The following is a 19882-nucleotide window of genomic DNA, read 5'->3' as shown; positions in this document are numbered from 1 at the left end:
GAGCCGGGCGCCTTGACCCTCTCCCAGGGAGAGACCGGACCGTGAAGACATGGACACGACAGCAAGCAGCGGCACCAACCTCTCCTGGGACGAGTTGCCGGCCGCCATCACCACGTATCTGCCCGCGCACGAGGTGCACGACAACAACACGGCCATCGGCGCCTTCGCCGCCGAGGCCGCCGTGACGGACGAGGGCAAGACCTACCATGGCCGTGACGAGATCCTGGGCTGGCTGGACAAGTCGGCCGGCGAGTACACGTTCACCACCGAGTTCGCCGGCGCCTCCCAGGACGGCCCGACCGGATGGGACGTCATCCAGCACCTGGAAGGCGACTTTCCGGGCGGATCGGTCGATCTGCATTACCGGTTCACCCTGGACGGGAATCACATCACCCGGCTGGTGATCGAGCCGTAGGCGCCGCCAGGACGGTGCCACCGCCGGCTGCCGGTGCATCTCATCCGGCAGCCGGCCGCGACGCCTGTTTCATCGGTCGGCTGGATCAAGGGCGCGGGTCCACCGCGGAACAGGCCGCCCCCCGGCGCCGGGAGCCGTCCGTTGATCAGGTAACGGTCGACGAGGCGTCGGGGCAGGGTAGGTGCTGGCAGTGGACGCCGTGGCCCCACCCACCCGTGTTAGGTGAACAGCCGCGCCATGCGGCCGATCTGTCCGGCGACGGTCGCGGCCCAGTGGCGCGGAGTAGCCGGATCGTGCTGGGCTGCTACCACGAGGACGGGGGGCGGCGCAGGTCGACGTCCAGGCGATGCTGCGGATTGGCGACCTTCCCGGTCCGGCCGAGGCAGAAGCTGAACGACTCCGCACCGGCCGCGCTGACCCGCAGATGCGGGGCGACTGCACCGGCCCGCTCGATCAGGCGGGAGAAGTCCCGGAAGCTCCGGATGCCGAGTTCCCAGTCCTGGCGGAACGCGAGGTCGGGGAGGGGCTGCACTGGTGGGCGTGGTGGTTGCCCGCCGGGCGCGGGGGCCAACGGGCCGGTGCGCTGCCGGCAGTCCTCGTCCAGCGTGCGGCTGAACGTCACGAGGTCGTCGTAGTCGCGCTTGCTCGCCGGCACGGGCTGTGGCCGCCTCGCCGGCAGCTCGGCGGAGCACACGGCGGGGTTGCTGCGGCCGACACCACGCGGGTCGAAATCGACGATGTCGAAGCGGCGGAGGATCTCGGGGTTGAAGTACCGGTCGTCGAACACCGCGTCGACGCCGGACAGACCCGGCCCGCCCGGGTGGAACGTCAGGGTGCCGATCCGGGGTCCGAGGCCGGGCGCCGGGCCACATCCAGCTCGAAACGGGGCTGTCCGGTCGGGCCCAGTCGACGGGAGGGTGGGCGACGTACGGCGCACTCGCTGATCAGCCTCGTGTTCCGGGCAGGATTGCCAGGTCAGGCAGCCGTCCGTCGGGTCGTCTCGTGGTCACCGCCACGCGGTCGCTGTCGTCCAGCGCGGCCTGCGCGTACGCCAGGCCGGATCCGCCCGGGTGTCACCGGTGATGAACCAGGTTCTCATGATCGTGTTCCCGTCCTTGCCTACGACATCGTCTTGGCCAACGGTCGACTCTCCCTCGGAGAGAGTCAACAATGCGGACTGTGACGGTGCTCGCCATGTCAGTTATGGGTGCTGTCTCGGCTCCCGACCGTTTCCGACCGTGTGTAAAGTGCAAATAGCACGATCGGTCGTTCTAGGTGCGCAGTCACTATGAATCACCATTCCGACACAGCGCTTCCGGACGTGACAGTTTCTGGTGCACGTAGGGGGATAGTCCCGTGCCTTTGACCAACGGCGACGAAACGGCGTTCTGTTTCGGCGTGCTCGGGCCGGTGCTCGTCTGGCGGCAGGGCACGGAACTGGAACTCGGCGCCCGGCAGCAGCGCCTGATCCTGGCCTTGTTGCTGGCTCATGCGGGTCAACCGGTCGGCGTCGGCGACATCGTCGAGGTGCTGTGGGATCAGCGGCCGCCGCAGAGCGCTGTCAACATCGTGCACCGCCACGTGGGCGCGTTGCGGCGCCTGTTCGAGCCCGGACTTCCCGCCCGGTCGGCCGGGCGCTGGCTGCTCGGCGACGCGACCGGCTACCGGATGCGGGTCGACCCGGACAATCTCGACCTGCTGAGACTGCGTGCGCTGGCCGAGCAGGCGCGATCGGACGAGGCGACCGGGCGGCTCCCGGAGGCGATGTCAGCCTTCGAGGCAGCCCTCAACCTGTGGCGCGGCCCGTGCGGCGGGGCGGCCGAACTGGCCTCCAACGACCATCTGGCGTTCAGCGTGGTGGACCATGAGTGCGCCGATCTGGCCCGGGAGGCGACCTCCCTGGCGCTGCGCCTGGAACGGGTCCGGTCGGTTCTGCCCGTGCTGCGGCGGGTGGCCGAGCACCGCCCGCTGGACGAGGCCCTGCAAGCTCAGCTCCTGCTGGCGTTGTCCGCCGACGGCCAGCAGGCCGAGGCGATCGCGCTGCATCAGAACGTGCGCCGGCGGCTCGCCGAGGAACTGGGCGTGGATCCGGGCGAGGAGCTCCGCGAGGCGTACCAGTTGGTCCTGCGGCAGAGTGCCGCCGAGCCGGCCCCGACCGGTGCGCCCGAGTCCTCGCCCGTACCCCCGTATCCGGGCCGTACGTCGATCAACCGGGTGCCGGGCATCACCACGGTGCTGCCCGCCCAGTTGCCGGCCGACCTGCCCTACTTCACCGGCCGCGACGAGGCCCAGCGCCGCACGCTCAGCCTGATCAACGGCCACGTCCTGACCCAGACCTCCATGCCGGTGCTCGCCATCGACGGCATCCCCGGCATCGGCAAGACCAGCCTCGCCATCCACCTGGCCCACCAGCTGGCCGACGCCTATCCGGACGGGCAGCTCTACGTCGATCTCCAGGGTTTCGACGCCGGGCAGTCCGTGCTGCATTCCGCGGTGGCCCTGCAGGGCTTCCTCAACGCGCTCGGTGTCCCGGACGCCGAGATCCCGGCCAGCCACCATGCCCGGTCCGGCCTGTACCGCAGTGTGCTGGCCGGCCGCCGGATCCTGGTGGTGCTCGACAACGCCCACAGCGTCGAGCAGGTCCGTCCGCTGCTGCCGGGCGCCCCGGGCTGTCTGGTCCTGGTCACCAGCCGCAAGCGGCTCACCGGGCTGGCCACCGCCCACGGCGCGCACCTCATGACCCTCGACGTGCTGTCACCCGCCGACGCGCGCAGCTTCCTGACCTCGCGGATCGGGACAGCCCGGACCGCGGCCGACCCCGCAGCGGTGGACGAGATCGTCGAGCGCTGCGGCCGGCTTCCGCTGGCGCTGGCCATGGTGGCGGCCCGGGCGCTGATCCACGCCGATCACCGGCTGAGCGACATCGCCCGCAAGCTCCGGGACGCGCAGGGCAGTCTGGACGGCTTCTGCGGCGACGACCTGGACAACGACATCCGGGCGGTCTTCTCCTGGTCGTACCGGATGCTGGGGGCCCGGGCCGCGCGCATGTTCCGGTTGCTGTCGCTGCATCCCGGACCGGACATCACGGCTCCGGCGATGGCCAGTCTCGCCGGTGTGCCGCTGGCCGAGGCGCGGCTGCTGGCCGGGGAACTGGTTCGGACCGGCCTGCTGGGCGAACACACGGTGGGCCGGTACAGCACCCATGATCTGATCCGGGCGTACGCCCAGGAACTGGTCCACCTGCACGAGGACGACGAGACCCGGGACCGCGCGTTCGACCGGCTCGTCTCCCACTACCGGCAAACCGCCTACCGGGCGGACCTGCTCCTGCGGCCCCCCATCGTGCTGGACCCGCCGGAGCCGCTGGAGGCCGTGGTCACCACCCGGCTGAGCGACGACAACGAGGCCATCGCCTGGTTCGCCGCGGACCGGCAGGCCATCAAGGCCGTGATCCAGCGCGAGATCGAGTACGGCCATGCCGACTCGGCCTGGCGGCTGGCCGCCAGCCTGCAACGGTTCAACCACCGCGAAGGCTGGTGGCGCGACTGGGCCTCGATCTCCCGGGCCTGCCTGCAGGCGGCCACCGCGGCCGGGGACGACTTCGGCCGCGCCTACCTGACCCGGGCCCTGGCCGGCGCCGAGTACAACCTGGGCAACCGCGACTCGGCGACGTTGCTGCTCTACCAGTCGCTGGACCTGTTCGTCATGCTCGGCAATCGCTGGGAGGAGGCCATGGTCTACTTCAACCTGGGCCAGGTGAGCGACGCGCAGGAGAACTACCTGGACGCCATCGCCTACTTCGAGCAGGCCCTGCGTATCTTCGAGACGCTGGGCGACCTGCACCGGCAGGTCACCACCATGTGCTGCATCGGCTCCGCGCGTACGGCCCTCGGCCAGTCGGACATCTGCCTGGACCTGGTCGCCCGGGCCGAGCCGATCGCCGACGCGCTCGGTGACCCCGACTCCCAGGGCCTCTGCTCCTGGACGTTGGCCGAGTGCCGGCATGCCCGGGGAGAGCTGTCCGCCGCGCTGACCCTCTGGCGCCGGGCGGCCGCGTCGTTCCAGTCGACCAGTTACCGGATGGGCCTGGTCGACACCCTCCTGCACCAGGGCGACACCGAGCTCGCCCTGGACGACCCGGCGGGCGCCCGCGCGACGTGGCTGCGGGCCCTGGATCTGCTGAGCGGACACCGGCATTTGCCGCTGGCCGTCCAACTGGAGGACCGCCTGTCACAGCTGGAGGCCGGGAAAGGCGAACGAATGGCCAGCAGGCGCTGAACTTTGCCGTACCCGGCTTCGTCGTGTCGGGTATGAGATACGCGGTCGGAAGAGGCATGACCCGATGACCAATGAGCTGGACCTCGTTGCCGACGACGGGACATCCTGGCTGGCCCTGACGGACGCCCTGCTGCGGAGCTTCGCCGCGCCGCGGATCCTTCCCGTCCTCCGGGACCAGGCGCGGGCCAGCCTGCTCCAGCTCGACATCGCTGCGGGCTCGGCGCTCGGCGCCATCGCGCTCAACAGTGGGGGGATTTTGCTCTACGACGGCTGGCTCCGCATCTTCGGCGGCTCACCCTGCCCGCAGGTGTGCCTGCCCAGCATCGGGCAGATCAACGCCTTCCCGGCCCACCTGGACCGGACCTGGACGCCGACGCAGGGCCTGGTCGTCGCCCACGATGTCATCGGGGGCGTGTTCGCGCTCAACGGGCTGCGGCCGGGTCCGGGCCGGCCCGGTGTACCGGGAGAGGTGATCTACTTCGACCCGGCCTCGCTGAGCTGGACCAGGATGCGGATTTCCCACAGCGAGTGGCTGGCCTGGTGCGTGTCCGGGGACCTGCCGAACTTCTACGACGGCCGGCTCTGGCCGGGCTGGCGCACCGACGTGCTGGCCCTCCGCGCCGACCAGGGCATCGCCGCTTCTCCTCCGCTGTGGAGCGAGGAGGCGGCCACCGCCGGACGCGACCGGACAAGGACCGTCGTGCCCATGGCCGAGATTCTCGACCGCCAGTATGAGGCCGCCCGGCGACAGGGGCGACAGCTCGACAGCGTCCTGGGGCGTTATCCGGCCGAACTGCTAGCCGGTTGAGACGGTGGTGGCTCGGGACGGCCTCATCCCGCCGGGCTGGGGGCGCGGCGCGGGGACCTCAGGCGGTTGGCGACGCTCTGGCGGGCCAGCTGGATGTAGGCGGCGTCGCGGTACAGCACGTACATGTTGTTGGCCATGTGCAGGTAGGCGTTCAACTCGAACGCGGCTTGCTCGGGCGACGGATCACCGCTGAGCAGGCCGGCCGCCTGAACTGCGGCGTACTGCTCCTGGAGCGTCCGCAGCCAGGTTGTGTGGAGTTCGGTGAGGCGATCGCGGACCGTGCCGGGCCGGGTGTCGAACTCGGCGTTGACCGAGACGAAGAAGCATCCTCCCGGGAGGACGTCGGCCTCGAGGCGCGAGAGGAAGTTCTCGCAGAGGGCGTTCAGCCGCAGTAGCGGCTCGGGCAGGGCCAGGGCGGGTCGCACGACGTTGGTGAGGAACGTGTCGGTCGCCACCTCGATGGTGGCGAGCTGGAGTTCCTCCTTGGAGCCGAAGTGCGCGTACAGCCCGCTCTTGCTGATGCCGGCCTGGTCGGCCAGGCGGCCGATGGAGAGCCCGTCGAGGCCGACGACGGTGGTCAGGGCGACCGCCGCCTCGAGAATCGCCCGCCGGCTCCGCACGCCGTCGGAACGGACCCGGCGCTCCGGCCCACCGACGCTGTCCATCCGCGAATGCTACGTCAGGCCATCTTCTGAAGCGCGCACCGCGGTGATATATTGCATTACGCAAGCGGGAGGATCGCATGAGGCCGTCGCCGTACGCTGCTGACGCTCTGACCCTGGAACGGCAGGTGTCCTTTGCGTTGTCCGTGGCAGCGCGCCATGTCTTGGCGATCTACCGGCCGCTGCTGGCCGAGCTGAACCTGACCCACCCGCAGTACCTGGTCATGCTCGCCCTGTGGCAGCACGGCCCGCTGTCCGTCCGCCGACTCGGGAACCTGCTGCAACTCGACTCCGGCACCCTGTCGCCGCTGCTCAAACGACTCGAAGCACTGGGACACCTGCGCCGCGAGCGCAGTGCGGCGGATGAGCGCAGTGTGATCGTCGATCTCACCGCCCGGGGCGAGGCGTTGCGGACGCGGGCCGAGTCCGTCCCGTCAGCCGTGCTGGACGGCCTGGGCCTGCCGGTCGAGGACGTGGAACACTTGCACAGCGTCCTGGCCGGCGTTATCGCCGCGGCCCGGCCAGCCGAAGCGGCGTAGTCCGCCGGCCGGCGAGCACCGCCGGGTGGGGCCACCGGGCGGTGGCCCCCGATCCGATCAGTGCGGGCTCACCTCGACGCGGGACCCCCAGGCGGCCTCGCGCAGCGTCGCCAGGATCCGATCCTGGCCGTCTCGGTCCTGCCGGTCGATGAACAGCATACCGTCGAGATGGTCGGTCTCGTGCTGGATGCAGCGGGCCAGCAGACCCGCCCCGACAACCTGGACCGGGTCGCCGTGCTGGGTCAGGCCGCGGGCGACGACGTTCATCCGGCGCTTGGTGTCCAGGTAGATGCCCGGAATCGACAGGCAGCCCTCCGGCCCGCTCTGTTCCTGGTCGTCGGGGAACTCCAGACCCGGGTTGATCAGGTGGGTCAGCTTGCGGTCGTTGCCCGGCAGGTCCGGGTTGATGGCGAACACCCGCAGGCCGATCCCGACCTGTGGGGCGGCCAGCCCGGCGCCGTTGGCCCGGGCCAGCGTCCGGGTGAGGTTCGTGACCAGGTTGCGCAGCTCGGCGTCGAAGACCGTCACCGGTTCGGCGACCTGCCGGAGCACCGGATCTCCGACCTTCCGGATCGGCAAAACGGTCATGCGACTGCCTCCTTGGACGTGGCTCAGGTCCACTCCTACCCTCGGCACGACGGATCCGGCCCGGCCGAGTTCAGGTGAGCGGCGACGTGCCCAGCCAGGCCGCGCTGGCTGCCCGGCTGGGCATCGACCGCACGATGATGACGTACCTGATCGACGACCTCGTCGCGGCCGGGCTGGTCGAGCGCCGGCCGGACCCCGAGGACCGGCGCCGGCGCCGCATCGTCGCCACCGGCCACGGTGGCGACGCGGTGGCGGCGCTCTGCGGCCGGGTGGCCGAGGCAGAGGCCGCCGCGCTGGGCGCTCTGGACGACCAGAGGCGTGCCGTCTTCCGGCGGCTGTTCAGCAAGGCAGCCGGTGCTGGCGTGCACCTGGACGAAGCGTGCGCGATCGTCGATGGTGCCCTCGCCTCCTGAGGCGGCTCAGCTCAGCGGTGGAGGCGGACGGGCAAGCTGACCGGGCCCCGCATCATGCCGTTCGGGATCCACGGCACGTCGGTGAGCGGGACCGCCGGGCGCAGGGCGGGGAAGCGCCGCAGCAGAGAGCCGATGGCGATGCCCGCCTCCATCCTGGCCAGCGGTGCACCGATGCAGTGGTGGATGCCGTGGCCGAAGGCGATGTGTCGCGCGTTCGGCCGGGTCACGTCGAGCAGCGTGAGGTCGCCGTCATCATCCTGGGGCGCGTCGCGGCTCGCCTCGCTCAGGTAGACAGCGACCACGTCCCCGCGGCGGACGCGGGCGCCCCCGAGTTCGAGATCCTCGGCGGCGAACCGGAAGGTGGCCTGTTCGACGGATGAGTCGAGGCGCAGGAACTCCTCGACCGCCCCGGGGATCAGATCCGGTTCGGTCCGCAGCCGATCGGCCTGCTCGGGCTGCCGGAGCAGGGCCACGACGGCGTTGCCGATCAGGTTGATGGTGGTGTCGTTACCGGCCACGACGAGCAGCACGGCCATGGCGATCAGCTCGGTCTGGGACAGCCGGCCGTCTTCCGCGTTGTGCTGGGCGATCAGGTCGGACAGCAGATCACCCGCCGGTGCGGCCCGCTTGCGCTCGACCAGCTCGGCCAGATAGCGGTGCATGAGGACGGCGTGATCGCGCTGCGCGGTGGAGGGAATGCCGACCAGGGACTGCGACCAGACCCGAAATCGGGCCCGGTCCTCGACCGGTACGCCGAGCAGCTCGGAGATGACGGTCATGGGCAGCGGCGCGCAGTACGCCTCCATCAGGTCGACCTCGCCCGAGCTCTCCATGACATCGAGCAGCTCGGTGGCGATCTCCTGCACCCGGCCGGCCAGCAGCCCGGTGCGGCGGGCGCTGAACGCGGGCGCGACCAGCCGGCGCAGCCGGGTGTGGTCCGGGGGATCGGAGAACAGCATTGAGCCGCCGAAGCCCTCGCCGACCTTGTGCCCGGTCATGCCCACCGCTTCCAGCGCCTGGAGCGCAGGCTCGGGATTCTTCAGCAGGTGCGGATGGGTGAGCGCGGTCCGGGCCTCGCCGTAGGACAGCACGGCCCACGCCTCGAGTCCGCTGCCCAGGCGGATCCGCCGGACGGGGCCACCGGCGCGCAGCGCGGCTAGCTCCCGCGGCGCGTCGGCCTTGAACTCGGGTGTGATGGTGGCGGCTGTCTTGTCGTCGACCATGCGAGTGATGCCTCTCGATGAGGGGTGCGGTGTGGTGCACCCAGTACGACGAATGGACGCCGGCGGAGTTCAGCCGGGAGCACGGCGTCGACGACGACAGCTCGTGAACTTTTGCGGCTCCGGAGCGTCGTGAGGGGTCGAGGAGGTTCCGTGACGATGAGACCCGCGCAATCCGCTGATCAGCGCACCCTGGCCCAGTTGCTGCTCGAACCCGCACGGCTCGCCACGGAGAGTCTGGCCCGGTGGCACGGCGAAGATGTCGCCGTCGAGCTGATCGAACGGATTACGGCGTCGTCGGATGACGACCTTCGGCCGGGCACCGGATTCGTCGATCGACCGTCCCCGCTGGTGCTGGCCGAGCTGTTGGAGCTGTCCCGGCCGACGATGCTGCAGCATCGTTCGGTACGGCTGAGCATCTCCCGTGGAACGGTCGGCGTCGCCTACTCAGCGGTTGTCCTGAGCCGGATCGCAGAAGAGGAGCGCCTGCGGCTGACGCGAACTCCCGGGTCGCTCGGCCGGATGTTGCAGGCGCGCGGACTCCGCCGGACCACTATTTCGGTCGACATCGAAGATGGTGGCGATCCGGACCGGAACACCGTCGTGACCCGGACGCTTCTGCATCGCGGGCCGACAGCCCTGGGATATGTCCACGAAAGGTTCTCGTCCCGGGCGCTGACCGACACGTCGTCTCTCGGGCCGTCCGCTCAGGAGGTGTGGTGACATGGCGGATCCGACAGCCGGGACGAATCGCCTCTACCGACGGCCTGCTTATCTGCCGCCGCCGTCCGGAACGGTGGCGACGGCCCTCGTCGCGCACATGCCCACCGGCGTTCAGCCCTATCTGCGGCTGATGCGGCTGCAAGGGCCCATCGGGACCTGGCTTTTCGTGCTGCCCGGCTGGTGGGCACTGAGCCTGGCCGCCGAGGGCGTCCCCGACCTCAAGCTGCTCGTCCTGTTCGGGCTCGGTGCGCTTCTCATGCGCGGTGCGGCCTGCGCGGTCAACGACATCGTCGACCGCGAGTTCGATGCTCAGGTCGCCCGCACCGCCTCGCGGCCGGTCGCCTCCGGGGCGGTGAGCGTCACCGATGCCTGGTTCTTCGCGGCAGTTCAGGCCGCCGCGTCGCTCGCGCTGTTCTGGTGGGCCAGCGAGAAGGCCGCCATCATTGTCGCTGTCTGCCTGCCCTCGTACATCGTCTATCCCTTCATGAAGAGGTTGATCTCTCTTCCGCAGGCGTGGCTCGGCCTGTGTTTCAACACCCTCGCCTTCGCGGGTTGGGCGGCCGTGACCGGAACGATCGGCATGCCCGCTGTCCTCATGTGGGCCGCGGCCGTCTTCTGGACGCTGGGCTACGACACCATCTACGGCCATCAGGACCGGGAGGACGATCGCCGGATCGGCGTCAAGTCGACCTCCCTCCTGTTCGGCCGGGCCACCCGCCCGTGGGTGGCTCTCTTCTACGCGGCCGCGATCGCAGGCCTGTGTGCCGCTGGATTCGCGGCCCACGTCCAATGGCCCTTCTACGCCTTCATGGCCGCGGCAGCCGCCCATCTCAGCTGGCAGGTGGCCACGCTTGACATCGAGGACCCGGTGCGCTGCCGCCTGTTGTTCGTCTCCAACCGCATCACCGGCGTTCTGATCCTGCTGGCCACCATGTCCGCGCACTGGGGATGAGGCCGGAGGACCGCGCGCCGGCTCAGGGGCGGCTCGAATTCGAGTCGCACCGGCCTGCCGTCATTCCCCGAGATTAAGGACTGAATTTGAAGCGTCTCGATGTCAACGTCGGAATCGTGGGGGCCGGACCAGCCGGGCTCACCCTGGCCAATGTGCTGCGTGAGCACGGGATCAGCTCGGTCGTCGTGGAGAAGGACTCGCGTGAGATGGTGGAGACGAAGGCTCGTGCCGGACTCATCGAGCACCGGACGGTTGCCTTCCTCGAACGATCCGGCTTGGCCGCCGGGCTGCTCGCAAACGGCCTGCAACACGGCAGCTGCACCTTCATCCACGAAGGAGAAGCGTTCTCCGTCCCCTACGCCGAGCTGGCCGGAGGGCGCAAGCACCACATCTACCCCCAGCAGTTCCTCGTGCGGGACCTCATCGCCACCTATGCCGAGAGAGGTGGCGACGTACTCTTCTCCCACGAAGTAACACTCCTCGACGGTGGGAACCCGGCAGAGGCCGCGACCATCCTGGCCCGCCCGGCGGACGGCGCAGACTCCGTGGAGATCCGGTGTGATTTCATCGCCGCCTGCGACGGGAGCGACAGCGTCGCCCATCAAGCCGTGCCCAAGGCAGTCCGGAGGCCCGTCGTGCACCGGCATCCCTTCCGCTGGCTGGCCCTCCTCGCGAATGTCCCGCCGTTCGTCAACGAGATCGTCTACGGGATGCACCCCACCAACGGGGCCGCCCAGATGCCCCGCACGGCCACCGTCAGTCGCTTCTACCTGCAGATTCAGGACGGGGACAGCCTCGGTGACTGGGATGATGAGCGTATCTGGACAGCCCTCGGCGACGTCCTGGTCGTGAAGGGCCGCTCCGTCACCACCGGCGCCATCACCGAGAAGTCGATCATCGGCCGGTCGGACCACATCTCGAGGACCATGCAACGCGGGCGCATCTTCATGCTGGGCGATGCCGCCCACACGATCTCCCTGGCCGGCGGCAAAGGGATGAATCTCGCCATCGCCGACGCCGAGGTCCTGGCCGCGGCCCTGGCGGCCTACTACCGGAGCGACGACGAACAGCCGCTCGCGAGCTACACCACCGACCGGCAGCCCAAGATCTGGAAAGCCGTGCTCTTCTCGCACTGGCTCATCGGCCTGCTGCACAGCGCTCCCGGCAACGTGCCACACACCGCGTTCTCGAACGAGTTGCGGGTGGCGACCATCAACGAGCTGCGCTCGGCCGGCCCGGTCGCCAGGATGTTCTCCGAGGAGTACGCGGGAGAGTGACCAGGCCCGCCCGTGAACTTCGGTCCGCCGGACTCGCCAACTGTGTCGTGATCCTGCGATGGTATCTGCGTGTCGGCGCAGCCCTGGCTGTTCTCGTCCTGCTGGCGGTCGCGCGATCGCCACCGGTGGCGCGGGCGAGGACCAGAGCGTCGCTGGCGCGGGGCGCTCCGGCGCCCTGGACGATCTCGTGGATCAACTGACCCGTCATGGCGGCGCTGTCCACAACATCACCGAGGCTGAGCCAGGCATCGTCGACCGCGAGCGCCGCGAAGGGCGGGCTGAGCCACACCGAGGTGCCGTCGCGCCGGACGACGCCGTGCGTCTGCAGGGCGTCCACGACCTCCACGACTCGGGCGATCGGCAGCTTGGCGAACTCGGCCAGCGCGTCGATGTCCTGGGGCGTGCTCAGGAACTGCGTCCAATCCCCTTCGTGTACGGCGGTGAGCAGAGCGAGAGCCTGCGCACCGGCCGATCAGTGCTCGACCTCGCCGGCCGCCTGCACCGCTTGGACGAATCGGGTCTGCCGTGTCTCCCTGTCAGTCATGGGCTTCGCCTTCTGTGCGCTCGGACTCCCGGACCCTTCACTGGTCCTGACGCAGATCCGCCGCCGTCGCTTATCGCGGCCGCGGTGAACTCCACCACCTCGACGCTGTGCGTCCTGCGCCACATCGGTGCGCGCGCTCGAACCAGCGGGCGCAGGCCGCGTCGGTCCGGGAGAAGGGGGAACAGTCATGACAGCACTGCGCACACTCATCGTCGGGGCCGGCATCGCCGGCCTGGCGGCCAAGCGGGCACTGGCCCTGCGCGGCATCGACGCGGACATCGCCGAACGCGACCAGACCCCGCGGATCACCGGAGCCGGCCTCTACCTGCCGGCGAACGCGGTGCGGGCGTTGCACGATCTCGGGCTGTCCGACCAGCTCGCCGAGCGAGCCCAGCCGGTGCGCCGGCAGGAGCTCAGGGATGAGCGGGGGCAGCTACTGGCGCAGTTCCCCGTCCGGGCGATCTGGGGGACCGTGGGCGGCTGCCTGGGGATCCGCCGGAGGGACCTGCACAGCCTGCTGCTCGAGGCGGTCGGTGACGCGAGGATCCGGTTCGGGGTCGGGGTCCGTGAGGTCGGCCGCGACGGCCGGGTGACCTTCGCCGACGGCCGGCAGTCCGACTACGACCTGGTGATCGGGGCCGACGGCCTGAACTCGGTGGTCCGGCAGACCGCTCTGGCCGAGGTGCGGCCCCGCTATCTGGGCCAGGTCACCTGGCGCTTCCTCGCGCCCTCGGCGGGCCTGGCCCAGGACACCTGGATGGTGATGCTGGGCAGCCGCGGCCGGACGTTCCTGACCGTGCCGGTCGGCGGCGGGCAGGTGTACTGCTCGGCCGCGATGGACAGCGCGGATCCGGATCGGATCCCGGCGGACTGGCGCTCGAACTTCTCCGATTTCGGGGCGCCGGCCGCTGACCTGCTCGCCCACGCCGACGAAGCCCACTACGCACCGCTGTACGAGGTGCGGGCCTTCGAGCAGCCCCACCCGCGTGCCGTGCTGATCGGCGACGCGGCCCATGCCTGCTCACCCAGCATGTCACAGGCCAGCGGAATGGCTGTTGAGGATGCGCTGGTGCTGGCCGAAACGCTGGCCGCGGCCCCGGCCGGAACCTCCGTCGAGGCCACGCTGGCAGCCTACCGGAAGCGTCGCGGTGACCGGCTGCGCTTCGTGCTCGAGCAGAACCACCGGCGGGATCAGGCCCGGCACCTGCCGGCCCCGGTCCGCCGCGTGCTGTTCCGGCACTTCGCCCGGGGGATCTTCCGGGCCAACCACAAGGCCCTGCTGTCCCGGCCCTGACCAAACCCGCCGCTCAGTCCGACACCGCGGCTGTCCCGATGTCGACCCTCTCCCCGGGAGAAGGTTAAGAATGGAGACTGTGACGATGCGAAAGGGCTTGACCATTGGCGAATTCGCCACGATTACGCACCTCAGCGTCCGGACTCTCCGGCGCTACCACGAGTCCGGGCTGCTCGAGCCGGCGAAGGTGGACCCGTTCACTAGCTACCGGTACTACCTGCCCGACCAGATCGCGACGGCGCAGGTCATCCACAAGCTCCGCGAGCTCGACGTACCCCTGGCCGAGGTCAAGTCGATCATCGCGACCGATGATCCGCAGCAGCGGGCCGATCTCATAGCCGGTCATCTGCACCGGCTCGAGGCCGAGCTCGACCGCACGCGGATGGCCGTCGTGTCGCTGCGCCAGCTGTTGCAGCCCGGTACCGCGGCCCTCGACGTCGAGTTGCGGTCCGTCCCGGCCCGGACCGTGGCCGCCGTCACCACCGAGATCCGGCTCGACCAATCGCTGACCTGGTTCGGTACGGCCATGGACGAGCTGGACGCGGCCTTCCCGCCGGCCGAACACACCGGCCCACCCGGTGGCCGGTACGCCAACGAACTGTTCACCCACGGCGCCGGCGCTCTGACCGTCTTCCGCCCGGTCCGCCGCCCGCGCCGCGCCGGCCGGATCGAGGTCGTCGACCTGCCGGCGGCCGAGCTGGCCGTGACCGTCCACGCCGGCCCGCACGACGACATCGACGTCACCTACGGCAAGCTGGGGGACTGGGTCGTCTCGCACGCCCTGCGCGTCGACGGGCCCGTCCACGAGACGTACCTGGTGGGACCGCGCGACACCCCCGACGCCGGGCGGTGGCGCACCGAGATCGGCTGGCCGGTCTTCCAGCTCACGCCCTAGTACTCCAGCCGCAGTTGCCTGATCTGGAGTTTTGGCAGCTCACCGGCATGATCGATGTCGTAGTTGAGTCTGCCGCGTAGCTGCGAATGTCGATGTTATTCGGTGGGTAGGTTGCGTGGTCGCATCGTCTGTCTGTTGTGGCCAGTCGCAGGGCGGGCAGGCTCCCGTGCTTGTGTTGATCGATGAGATTGTGGACTGGCGGGCCGGTCTGGATGATCTGCTGGCGCGATTCGCGCACCGGTTCGGGCGTGCGGAGCCGCGCCGGCAGGCGCTGAATTTGCCTGGTTGGGTTGCTGTCGCCGCTGGTGAGCAAGATCGGGTGGACCCTGGCCGAGGCCGCTGGCGGCTCTACGTCGGACCGGATGCAACGGCTGCTCAACAAGTCAGCGTGGGACTCGGATGCTGTTCGCGACGACCTGTTTGCCTGCGTGGTGGAACATCTCGGTGACGACGACGGGGTGCTGATCGTCGACGAAACCGGATTCCTGAAGAAGGGCGTCAAATCCGCCGGGGTGCAGCGTCAGTACTCGGGCACGGCCGGGCGGACGGAGAACTGCCAACTCGGGGTATTCCTGGCCTACGCCAGCCCGGCCGGGCGCACGCTGATCGACCGGGAGTTGTATCTGCCCCGCGGCTGGTGCGACAACCTCGCCCGCCGTGAGGAAGCCGGCATCGCCGCCAGCGTCGGGTTCGCCACGAAACCCGCGCTGGGCCTGCGGATGCTCGAACGCGCCATCACCGCCGGACTGCCGGCAAGGTGGGTCACCGCGGACGAGGCATACGGGCAGGACTCGAGTCTTGTGGTAAGGAATCGCGCCACGGACAGCCAGGCGTGGGCGGCCATGGACAGGGGTGATGTGGGCGTACCAGGCTCGCCAGTCGCGCGCCTGGTACTCGTCGAGGCCGGCTTCGTTCTTGGCCTGCTGAAACACTCCTCGATCGCCCACCGCGCCCCCGCGATCCGGGCCAGGTCGACCAGTCGAGTGCGGCGGGGTCCGTAGCAGACGTAGTACGCGATCTCCCCGGTCGTCATGCTGCGCCGGGCAAGCAGCCAGTGCCCGCGGCCGGGTTGCCAGCAGATACGTACCGGCACCCGCGCCCACCAGTACTCGCGCGGTCCGTGCGCACCCGCGCCGGCGGACAACCGGCACCACGCCTGGGCGGGGAGGGCCCCGTCCCGGAATGCGGTGGCGTGGTGGACGCGGCCTACGGTCGCAGGCCGCCCGAGGCCAGGATGACCTCTCCGGTCAGCCACCGGGCATCCGGGCCGGCGAGGAAGGTGACGACGCCGGCGATGTCCGAGGGCTGGCCGAGCCGGGCGAGCGGGGTCTGGGCGATCAACTGCTTGAGGTACGGGCTGTCGATGAGCCCGTGCTCGTGCCCACCCTCGGTCTCCGTTCCGCCGGGCGCCACGGCGTTCACCCGGATCTGCCGCGGGCCGAGTTCCTTGGCCAGTACCCGGGTGATGGCCTCGACGGCACTCCTCGTGGCGGTGTAGATCATCAGATTCGGCTGGGACATGTGCACGGCGGTCGAGCTGATGTTGACGACGTTGCCGCCGTTCGGGCCGAAATGCCGCACGGCCTCCCGGGTGGCCAGGATGACCCCGAAGACGTTCACGTCGAACTGGAACCGTGGCGGCTCCGATGCCCTGGGCGGCGCCGGTGACGACCGCGACCTGGCCAGTAAGTGTTCCATGATCCCCTCGCTTCGACGGTCAGCGCGCCCTGGTGTGGGTGCCGTGCTGGTGATTGAGCATGTGCCGCAGATCATCTGTTTGACAACTCATGTTGTGACCAATACATCTGGAATACTTGGTCCTGCAAACGAGTTGTGGATCAACGGACTGAATTCGACCAGCGAGTGAGATTGGTGGTACCGCAATGCCCGATTACGGACACGATCTCCTGTTCGGGACGTTCCTCACGCCGAATGCGCAGGACCCGGACCGGGTGGTGGCGTTGGCGGAGCTGACCGAGGCGGTGAGGCTGGACCTCGCCACCTTCCAGGACCATCCCTACAACGCTGAGTTCCTCGACACCTGGACTCTGCTGAGCTGGGTGGCTGCCCGGACGGAGCGGCTACGGGTTTCCGCGAACGTCCTGAGCCTGCCGCTGCGCCCGCCGGCCGTCCTGGCTCGGGCCGCGGCGAGCCTGGACCGGCTGTCGCACGGCCGGTTCGAGCTCGGCCTCGGCGCCGGCGCCTTCTGGGACGGGATCGAGGGGATGGGCGCACGTCGGCTGACCGCCGGGCAGGGCGTCGCGGCGCTGCGCGAGGCGATCGACGTCCTGCGTGGCGTCTGGGACGACGGCGTCGCCGGGCCGCTGCAGCGCGAGGGAAAGTACTACCCGATTCCCGGCATGCAGCGCGGCCCGGCGCCGGAGCACGACATCAACATCTGGCTCGGCGCGTACCAGCCCCGGATGCTGGAGTTGACCGGCCAGAGGGCCGACGGTTGGTTGCCCACCCTGGAGTACCTCCGGTCGCCGGACCGGGCCACCGCCAACCGGCTCATCGACGAGGCGGCGGTGGCGGCCGGGCGAGACCCGCGGCAGATCCGCCGGCTGCTGAACCTGTTCAAGGTCGACGTCTCGTCGCGTAGCCGCGGTTTTCTTCAGGGGCCGGCCGAGCAGTGGGTCGAACAGCTCCTCCCGCTGGTGCTGGAGGAGGGGTTCAGCACCTTCCTGATCGGGCGTGACGACCCACGCCTCATCGAGGCGTTCGGGCAGGAGATCGCCCCCGCGCTGCGGGAGGCGGTGGCCAAGGCGCGCTCAGGCGGTGCGACCGTGACCGGCCGGGTCCGGTCGAGCGTCGCTCTGGCCAAGCGCCAGCCGGGCCTCGACTACGACGCGCTGCCCGCGTCGCTGGCCGCGAGGTCCGTCGAGCCCGGCGACCCGGAGTACGAGCGGGTCCGCCACAGCTACAGCTGGCAGGGGTCTCCGGCTCTGGTGATCCGCCCTCGAGACGCGGCAGAGGTGGTCGACGCCGTGGCCTACGCGCGGACGCAGCAGCTCCCGCTCTCCGTCCGTAGCGGCGGGCACGGCATCAGCGGCCGGTCGACGAACGATGGCGGAATCGTTGTCGACATGTCCGCCATGGCCAAGGTCGAGGTGCTCGACCGGGTCACCCGCCGGGTCCGCCTGGAGCCGGGAGCCCGCTGGGGGCACGTCGCTCAGGCGCTCGCCCCGGCCGGGCTGGCGATGAGTTCGGGGGACTACGGCGACGTGGGCGTCGGTGGCCTGGCCACCACCGCCGGTGTCGGCTACCTGGTGCGCAAGTACGGCCTGACCATCGACCACGTCGTCGCCGCCGAGATCGTCACGGCGGACGGCAGCCTGCTCCGGGTGGACGAACACCATCACCCTGAGCTGTTCTGGGCTGTTCGCGGCGCCGGCGGCAACTTCGGCGTCGTTACTGCGCTCGAACTGGAGGCATACGAGGTCGACAACGTCGTCTACGGCCAACTCGTGGTCGACGCGAGCGACACCGCCGAGCTGCTCGGCCGGTGGGGCCGGCTTATCGAGGAGGCGCCGCGGGAGCTGACCAGCTTCCTCTCCCTGTTCCCTGCACGTCGTGGCAACCCACCGATGGCCCAGGTCACCCTGGTCTACGCCGGAGACGACATCGAAGCGGCGCAGGCCGCCCTGAGCCCGTACCTGCAGATCGGGCCGATCCTGGACCAGCAGGCCCAGCTTGTGCCGTATCCGGCGATCGTCGCACCGCCCGGCAACCAGCATCGGGGCCAGGGGCTGAACGACACCCACAGCGGCCTGCTGCATCACATCACAGCGCAGGCGGCGGAGGTCATGGCAACGATGATCGGCTCCGGTGACGTGATGATCATGCAGTTCCGTTCCGTCGGCGGAGCGGTCAACGACGTCGCCCGCGACGCCACCGCCTACCCGCACCGGGAGCAGAACTTCTCGGTACTCGCCGCCACGGTCCCGGACCGCAGGCCCCGACTCGACAAGCTCTGGGCCGACTTGTACGAGCACCTCGACGGCATGTACCTCAGCTTCGAATCGGACACCGACCCGAAGCGACTACTGGACGCCTGGCCCGAGCCCACCCTCAGCCGGCTGCGCGCCGTCAAGGCCACATACGACCCGGACAACATCTTCAACCGCAACTTCCCGATTCCACCGGCACCTGCCCAGCAGACCGGAGAGGAGACCGACAATGTCGCTTGAGATCGGCTTGATCACGTTCGGTGAACTCACCGCCGACCCGGCCACCGGCCGGCTGCCCGAGCCGCGCCAGCACCTGCGCAGCCTCGTCGAACTCGCCAAGGTGGCCGACCAGGGCGGCTTGGATGTCATCGGCGTCGGGGAGCACCACCGCTCCGACTTCGTCGCAACGGCACCACCGATGGTGCTGGCGGCGATGGCGGAACACACCCGCCGGATCCGCCTCACCAGCGCTGTCACCGTGCTCAGCTCCGACGACCCGGTCCGTGTCTGGGAGCAGTTCGCCACACTGGACCTGCTCTCCGGCGGCCGTGCGGAGATCATCGCCGGACGTGGCTCGTACACCGAATCGTTCCCGCTGTTCGGCTACGACCTCGCCGACTACACGGAACTGTTCCGGGAGAAGCTCGACCTGCTGCTCCGGATCCGCGAGAGAAACCCTCTCACCTGGTCGGGCGGACGCTTCCGTCCGCCACTGCAGGGGGCCGACATCGCACCTCGGTCGTTGCAGGAGAAGCTGCCGATCTGGGTCGGTGTCGGCGGCAGCCCCGCCTCGGCGGTGGAGACCGGCGCCCGAGGGCTGCCGCTGATGCTCGGCGTCCTGCTCGGGGCGGTCGGCGGCCACGCCGGCAACGTCACCCTCTATCGACGAGCGGCCGAACAGGCGGGGCGCGACCCGGCGACGCTGCGGGTCGGCGTGTCCGTGCAGGGGTACGTCGGCCGCACCAGCCAGGAGGCGCGCCGGACCATGTACCCGCATTTCACCGCAGGGTTCCGGGACAACAACCACCAGCGGGGCCAGGGATTCGTGCTCAGCCCGGAGAAGTTCGACTCCTTCACCGGCCCACAGGGTGCCCTCGTGGTGGGCAGTGCGCAGGAGGTGATCGACAAGGTCGCCGCCTACCACGAGGCGTACGGCATCAGCCGGCTCCTCCTGCACGTCGGCTTCGGCGGGATGCCCCAGGCGCAGCTGCTCGCGTCCGTGCAGCGTCTCGCCACCGAGGTCGCACCGGTACTCCGCAAGGAACTCTCCGTCCCAACTCCCCGCTACGCCGGCACGGCGACCGAGTGAACGACAGGAGGACCA

Annotated in this window: 19 protein-coding genes and 2 pseudogenes; 14 read left to right on the top strand and 7 right to left on the bottom strand. The window is 69.8% G+C overall.

Annotation, left to right across the window (positions count from 1 at the left end):
- The first annotated feature begins 49 nt into the window (after positions 1-49).
- Entirely contained in the window at positions 50-415 is a 366-nt protein-coding gene (locus AC5L30_RS31460) for a nuclear transport factor 2 family protein (RefSeq protein ID WP_494871771.1), read from the top strand.
- 218 nt (positions 416-633) lie between these two features.
- Here the strand turns inward: AC5L30_RS31460 and AC5L30_RS31455 are convergent, their stop codons facing one another.
- On the bottom strand, positions 634-726 hold the full coding sequence (locus AC5L30_RS31455; protein WP_494871769.1) for an alpha/beta hydrolase: 93 nt from the start codon (positions 724-726) through the stop codon (positions 634-636).
- Positions 720-1202 (bottom strand): hypothetical protein, encoded by a 483-nt coding sequence (locus AC5L30_RS31450; RefSeq protein ID WP_494871767.1) that lies wholly within the window; start codon positions 1200-1202, stop codon positions 720-722. The genes AC5L30_RS31455 and AC5L30_RS31450 overlap by 7 nt, the downstream gene beginning before the upstream one ends.
- Positions 1203-1771: 569 nt before the next feature.
- Between AC5L30_RS31450 and AC5L30_RS31445 the strand changes: the two genes are divergently transcribed.
- Together AC5L30_RS31445 and AC5L30_RS31440 are read left to right on the top strand one after the other, a co-directional pair.
- Complete coding sequence (locus tag AC5L30_RS31445) at positions 1772-4693, top strand: AfsR/SARP family transcriptional regulator (RefSeq protein ID WP_494871766.1); 2922 nt, start codon at positions 1772-1774, stop codon at positions 4691-4693.
- Positions 4694-4757: 64 nt separating this feature from the next.
- On the top strand, positions 4758-5501 hold the full coding sequence (locus AC5L30_RS31440; protein ID WP_494871765.1) for a DUF2625 family protein: 744 nt from the start codon (positions 4758-4760) through the stop codon (positions 5499-5501).
- Positions 5502-5524: 23 nt separating this feature from the next.
- On the opposite strand, the gene AC5L30_RS31435 is transcribed toward AC5L30_RS31440, so the two are convergent.
- Positions 5525-6166 carry a TetR/AcrR family transcriptional regulator gene (locus AC5L30_RS31435; protein WP_494871763.1) on the bottom strand — a complete coding sequence of 214 codons (642 nt, stop codon included), beginning with the start codon at positions 6164-6166 and terminating at the stop codon, positions 5525-5527.
- A 77-nt stretch (positions 6167-6243) separates the two neighbouring features.
- On the opposite strand from AC5L30_RS31435, the gene AC5L30_RS31430 reads away from it, so the two are divergent.
- Positions 6244-6702: a MarR family winged helix-turn-helix transcriptional regulator gene (locus tag AC5L30_RS31430; RefSeq protein WP_494871761.1), complete on the top strand. Its 459-nt coding sequence runs from the start codon at positions 6244-6246 to the stop codon at positions 6700-6702.
- Positions 6703-6759: 57 nt separating this feature from the next.
- Here the strand turns inward: AC5L30_RS31430 and def are convergent, their stop codons facing one another.
- Positions 6760-7290, bottom strand: a complete 531-nt coding sequence (gene def, locus AC5L30_RS31425) for a peptide deformylase (protein WP_494871760.1) — start codon at positions 7288-7290, stop codon at positions 6760-6762.
- A 74-nt stretch (positions 7291-7364) separates the two neighbouring features.
- Here def and AC5L30_RS31420 point away from each other — a divergent pair, with 74 nt between their 5' ends.
- Positions 7365-7703, top strand: coding sequence for a MarR family transcriptional regulator (locus AC5L30_RS31420; RefSeq protein ID WP_494871759.1), 339 nt, complete (start codon positions 7365-7367; stop codon positions 7701-7703).
- An 11-nt stretch (positions 7704-7714) separates the two neighbouring features.
- On the opposite strand, the gene AC5L30_RS31415 is transcribed toward AC5L30_RS31420, so the two are convergent.
- The gene (locus tag AC5L30_RS31415; RefSeq protein WP_494871758.1) at positions 7715-8926 is read right to left on the bottom strand and encodes a cytochrome P450 family protein; all 1212 of its coding nucleotides are present in this window, start codon (positions 8924-8926) and stop codon (positions 7715-7717) included.
- Between the two features lie 150 nt (positions 8927-9076).
- Here AC5L30_RS31415 and AC5L30_RS31410 point away from each other — a divergent pair, with 150 nt between their 5' ends.
- The 6 genes and pseudogenes from AC5L30_RS31410 to AC5L30_RS31385 all read left to right on the top strand — a co-directional run.
- Positions 9077-9646: a hypothetical protein gene (locus AC5L30_RS31410; protein WP_494871756.1), complete on the top strand. Its 570-nt coding sequence runs from the start codon at positions 9077-9079 to the stop codon at positions 9644-9646.
- Position 9647: 1 nt separating this feature from the next.
- Positions 9648-10598, top strand: coding sequence for a 4-hydroxybenzoate octaprenyltransferase (gene ubiA, locus AC5L30_RS31405; protein WP_494871754.1), 951 nt, complete (start codon positions 9648-9650; stop codon positions 10596-10598).
- An 86-nt stretch (positions 10599-10684) separates the two neighbouring features.
- Positions 10685-11875 carry a 4-hydroxybenzoate 3-monooxygenase gene (locus AC5L30_RS31400; protein WP_494871752.1) on the top strand — a complete coding sequence of 397 codons (1191 nt, stop codon included), beginning with the start codon at positions 10685-10687 and terminating at the stop codon, positions 11873-11875.
- Between the two features lie 731 nt (positions 11876-12606).
- Positions 12607-13713: an FAD-dependent monooxygenase gene (locus tag AC5L30_RS31395; RefSeq protein WP_494871750.1), complete on the top strand. Its 1107-nt coding sequence runs from the start codon at positions 12607-12609 to the stop codon at positions 13711-13713.
- A gap of 85 nt (positions 13714-13798) precedes the next feature.
- Positions 13799-14608 carry a MerR family transcriptional regulator gene (locus tag AC5L30_RS31390; protein ID WP_494871796.1) on the top strand — a complete coding sequence of 270 codons (810 nt, stop codon included), beginning with the start codon at positions 13799-13801 and terminating at the stop codon, positions 14606-14608.
- 175 nt (positions 14609-14783) lie between these two features.
- A pseudogene (locus tag AC5L30_RS31385) lies at positions 14784-15396 on the top strand (IS701 family transposase); the annotation flags it as partial.
- On the opposite strand, the pseudogene AC5L30_RS31380 reads toward AC5L30_RS31385, so the two are convergent.
- Together AC5L30_RS31380 and AC5L30_RS31375 are read right to left on the bottom strand one after the other, a co-directional pair.
- Positions 15396-15779: pseudogene (locus AC5L30_RS31380) on the bottom strand (IS701 family transposase); the annotation flags it as partial. The pseudogenes AC5L30_RS31385 and AC5L30_RS31380 sit on opposite strands and share 1 nt — an antisense overlap.
- A gap of 35 nt (positions 15780-15814) precedes the next feature.
- Positions 15815-16228 carry an SDR family oxidoreductase gene (locus AC5L30_RS31375; protein ID WP_494871748.1) on the bottom strand — a complete coding sequence of 138 codons (414 nt, stop codon included), beginning with the start codon at positions 16226-16228 and terminating at the stop codon, positions 15815-15817.
- Between AC5L30_RS31375 and AC5L30_RS31370 the strand changes: the two genes are divergently transcribed.
- Genes AC5L30_RS31370 through AC5L30_RS31360 form a run of 3 tightly spaced genes read left to right on the top strand, consistent with a single transcriptional unit; the run spans position 16209 to position 19867 of the window.
- On the top strand, positions 16209-16475 hold the full coding sequence (locus AC5L30_RS31370; RefSeq protein WP_494871747.1) for a hypothetical protein: 267 nt from the start codon (positions 16209-16211) through the stop codon (positions 16473-16475). The genes AC5L30_RS31375 and AC5L30_RS31370 overlap by 20 nt on opposite strands.
- Positions 16476-16491: 16 nt before the next feature.
- Positions 16492-18798: an LLM class flavin-dependent oxidoreductase gene (locus tag AC5L30_RS31365; protein ID WP_494871745.1), complete on the top strand. Its 2307-nt coding sequence runs from the start codon at positions 16492-16494 to the stop codon at positions 18796-18798.
- A complete protein-coding gene (locus tag AC5L30_RS31360; protein WP_494871743.1) occupies positions 18788-19867 on the top strand; it encodes an LLM class flavin-dependent oxidoreductase in 1080 nt (359 codons plus the stop codon). Before AC5L30_RS31365 ends, AC5L30_RS31360 begins: the two co-directional genes overlap by 11 nt.
- Positions 19868-19882: the final 15 nt, after the last annotated feature.

It is taken from the genome of Micromonospora sp. BQ32 (genome assembly GCF_059358895.1).
Note: the sequence above shows the minus strand (reverse complement) of the source record. Positions and strands in the feature narration are given on the sequence as shown.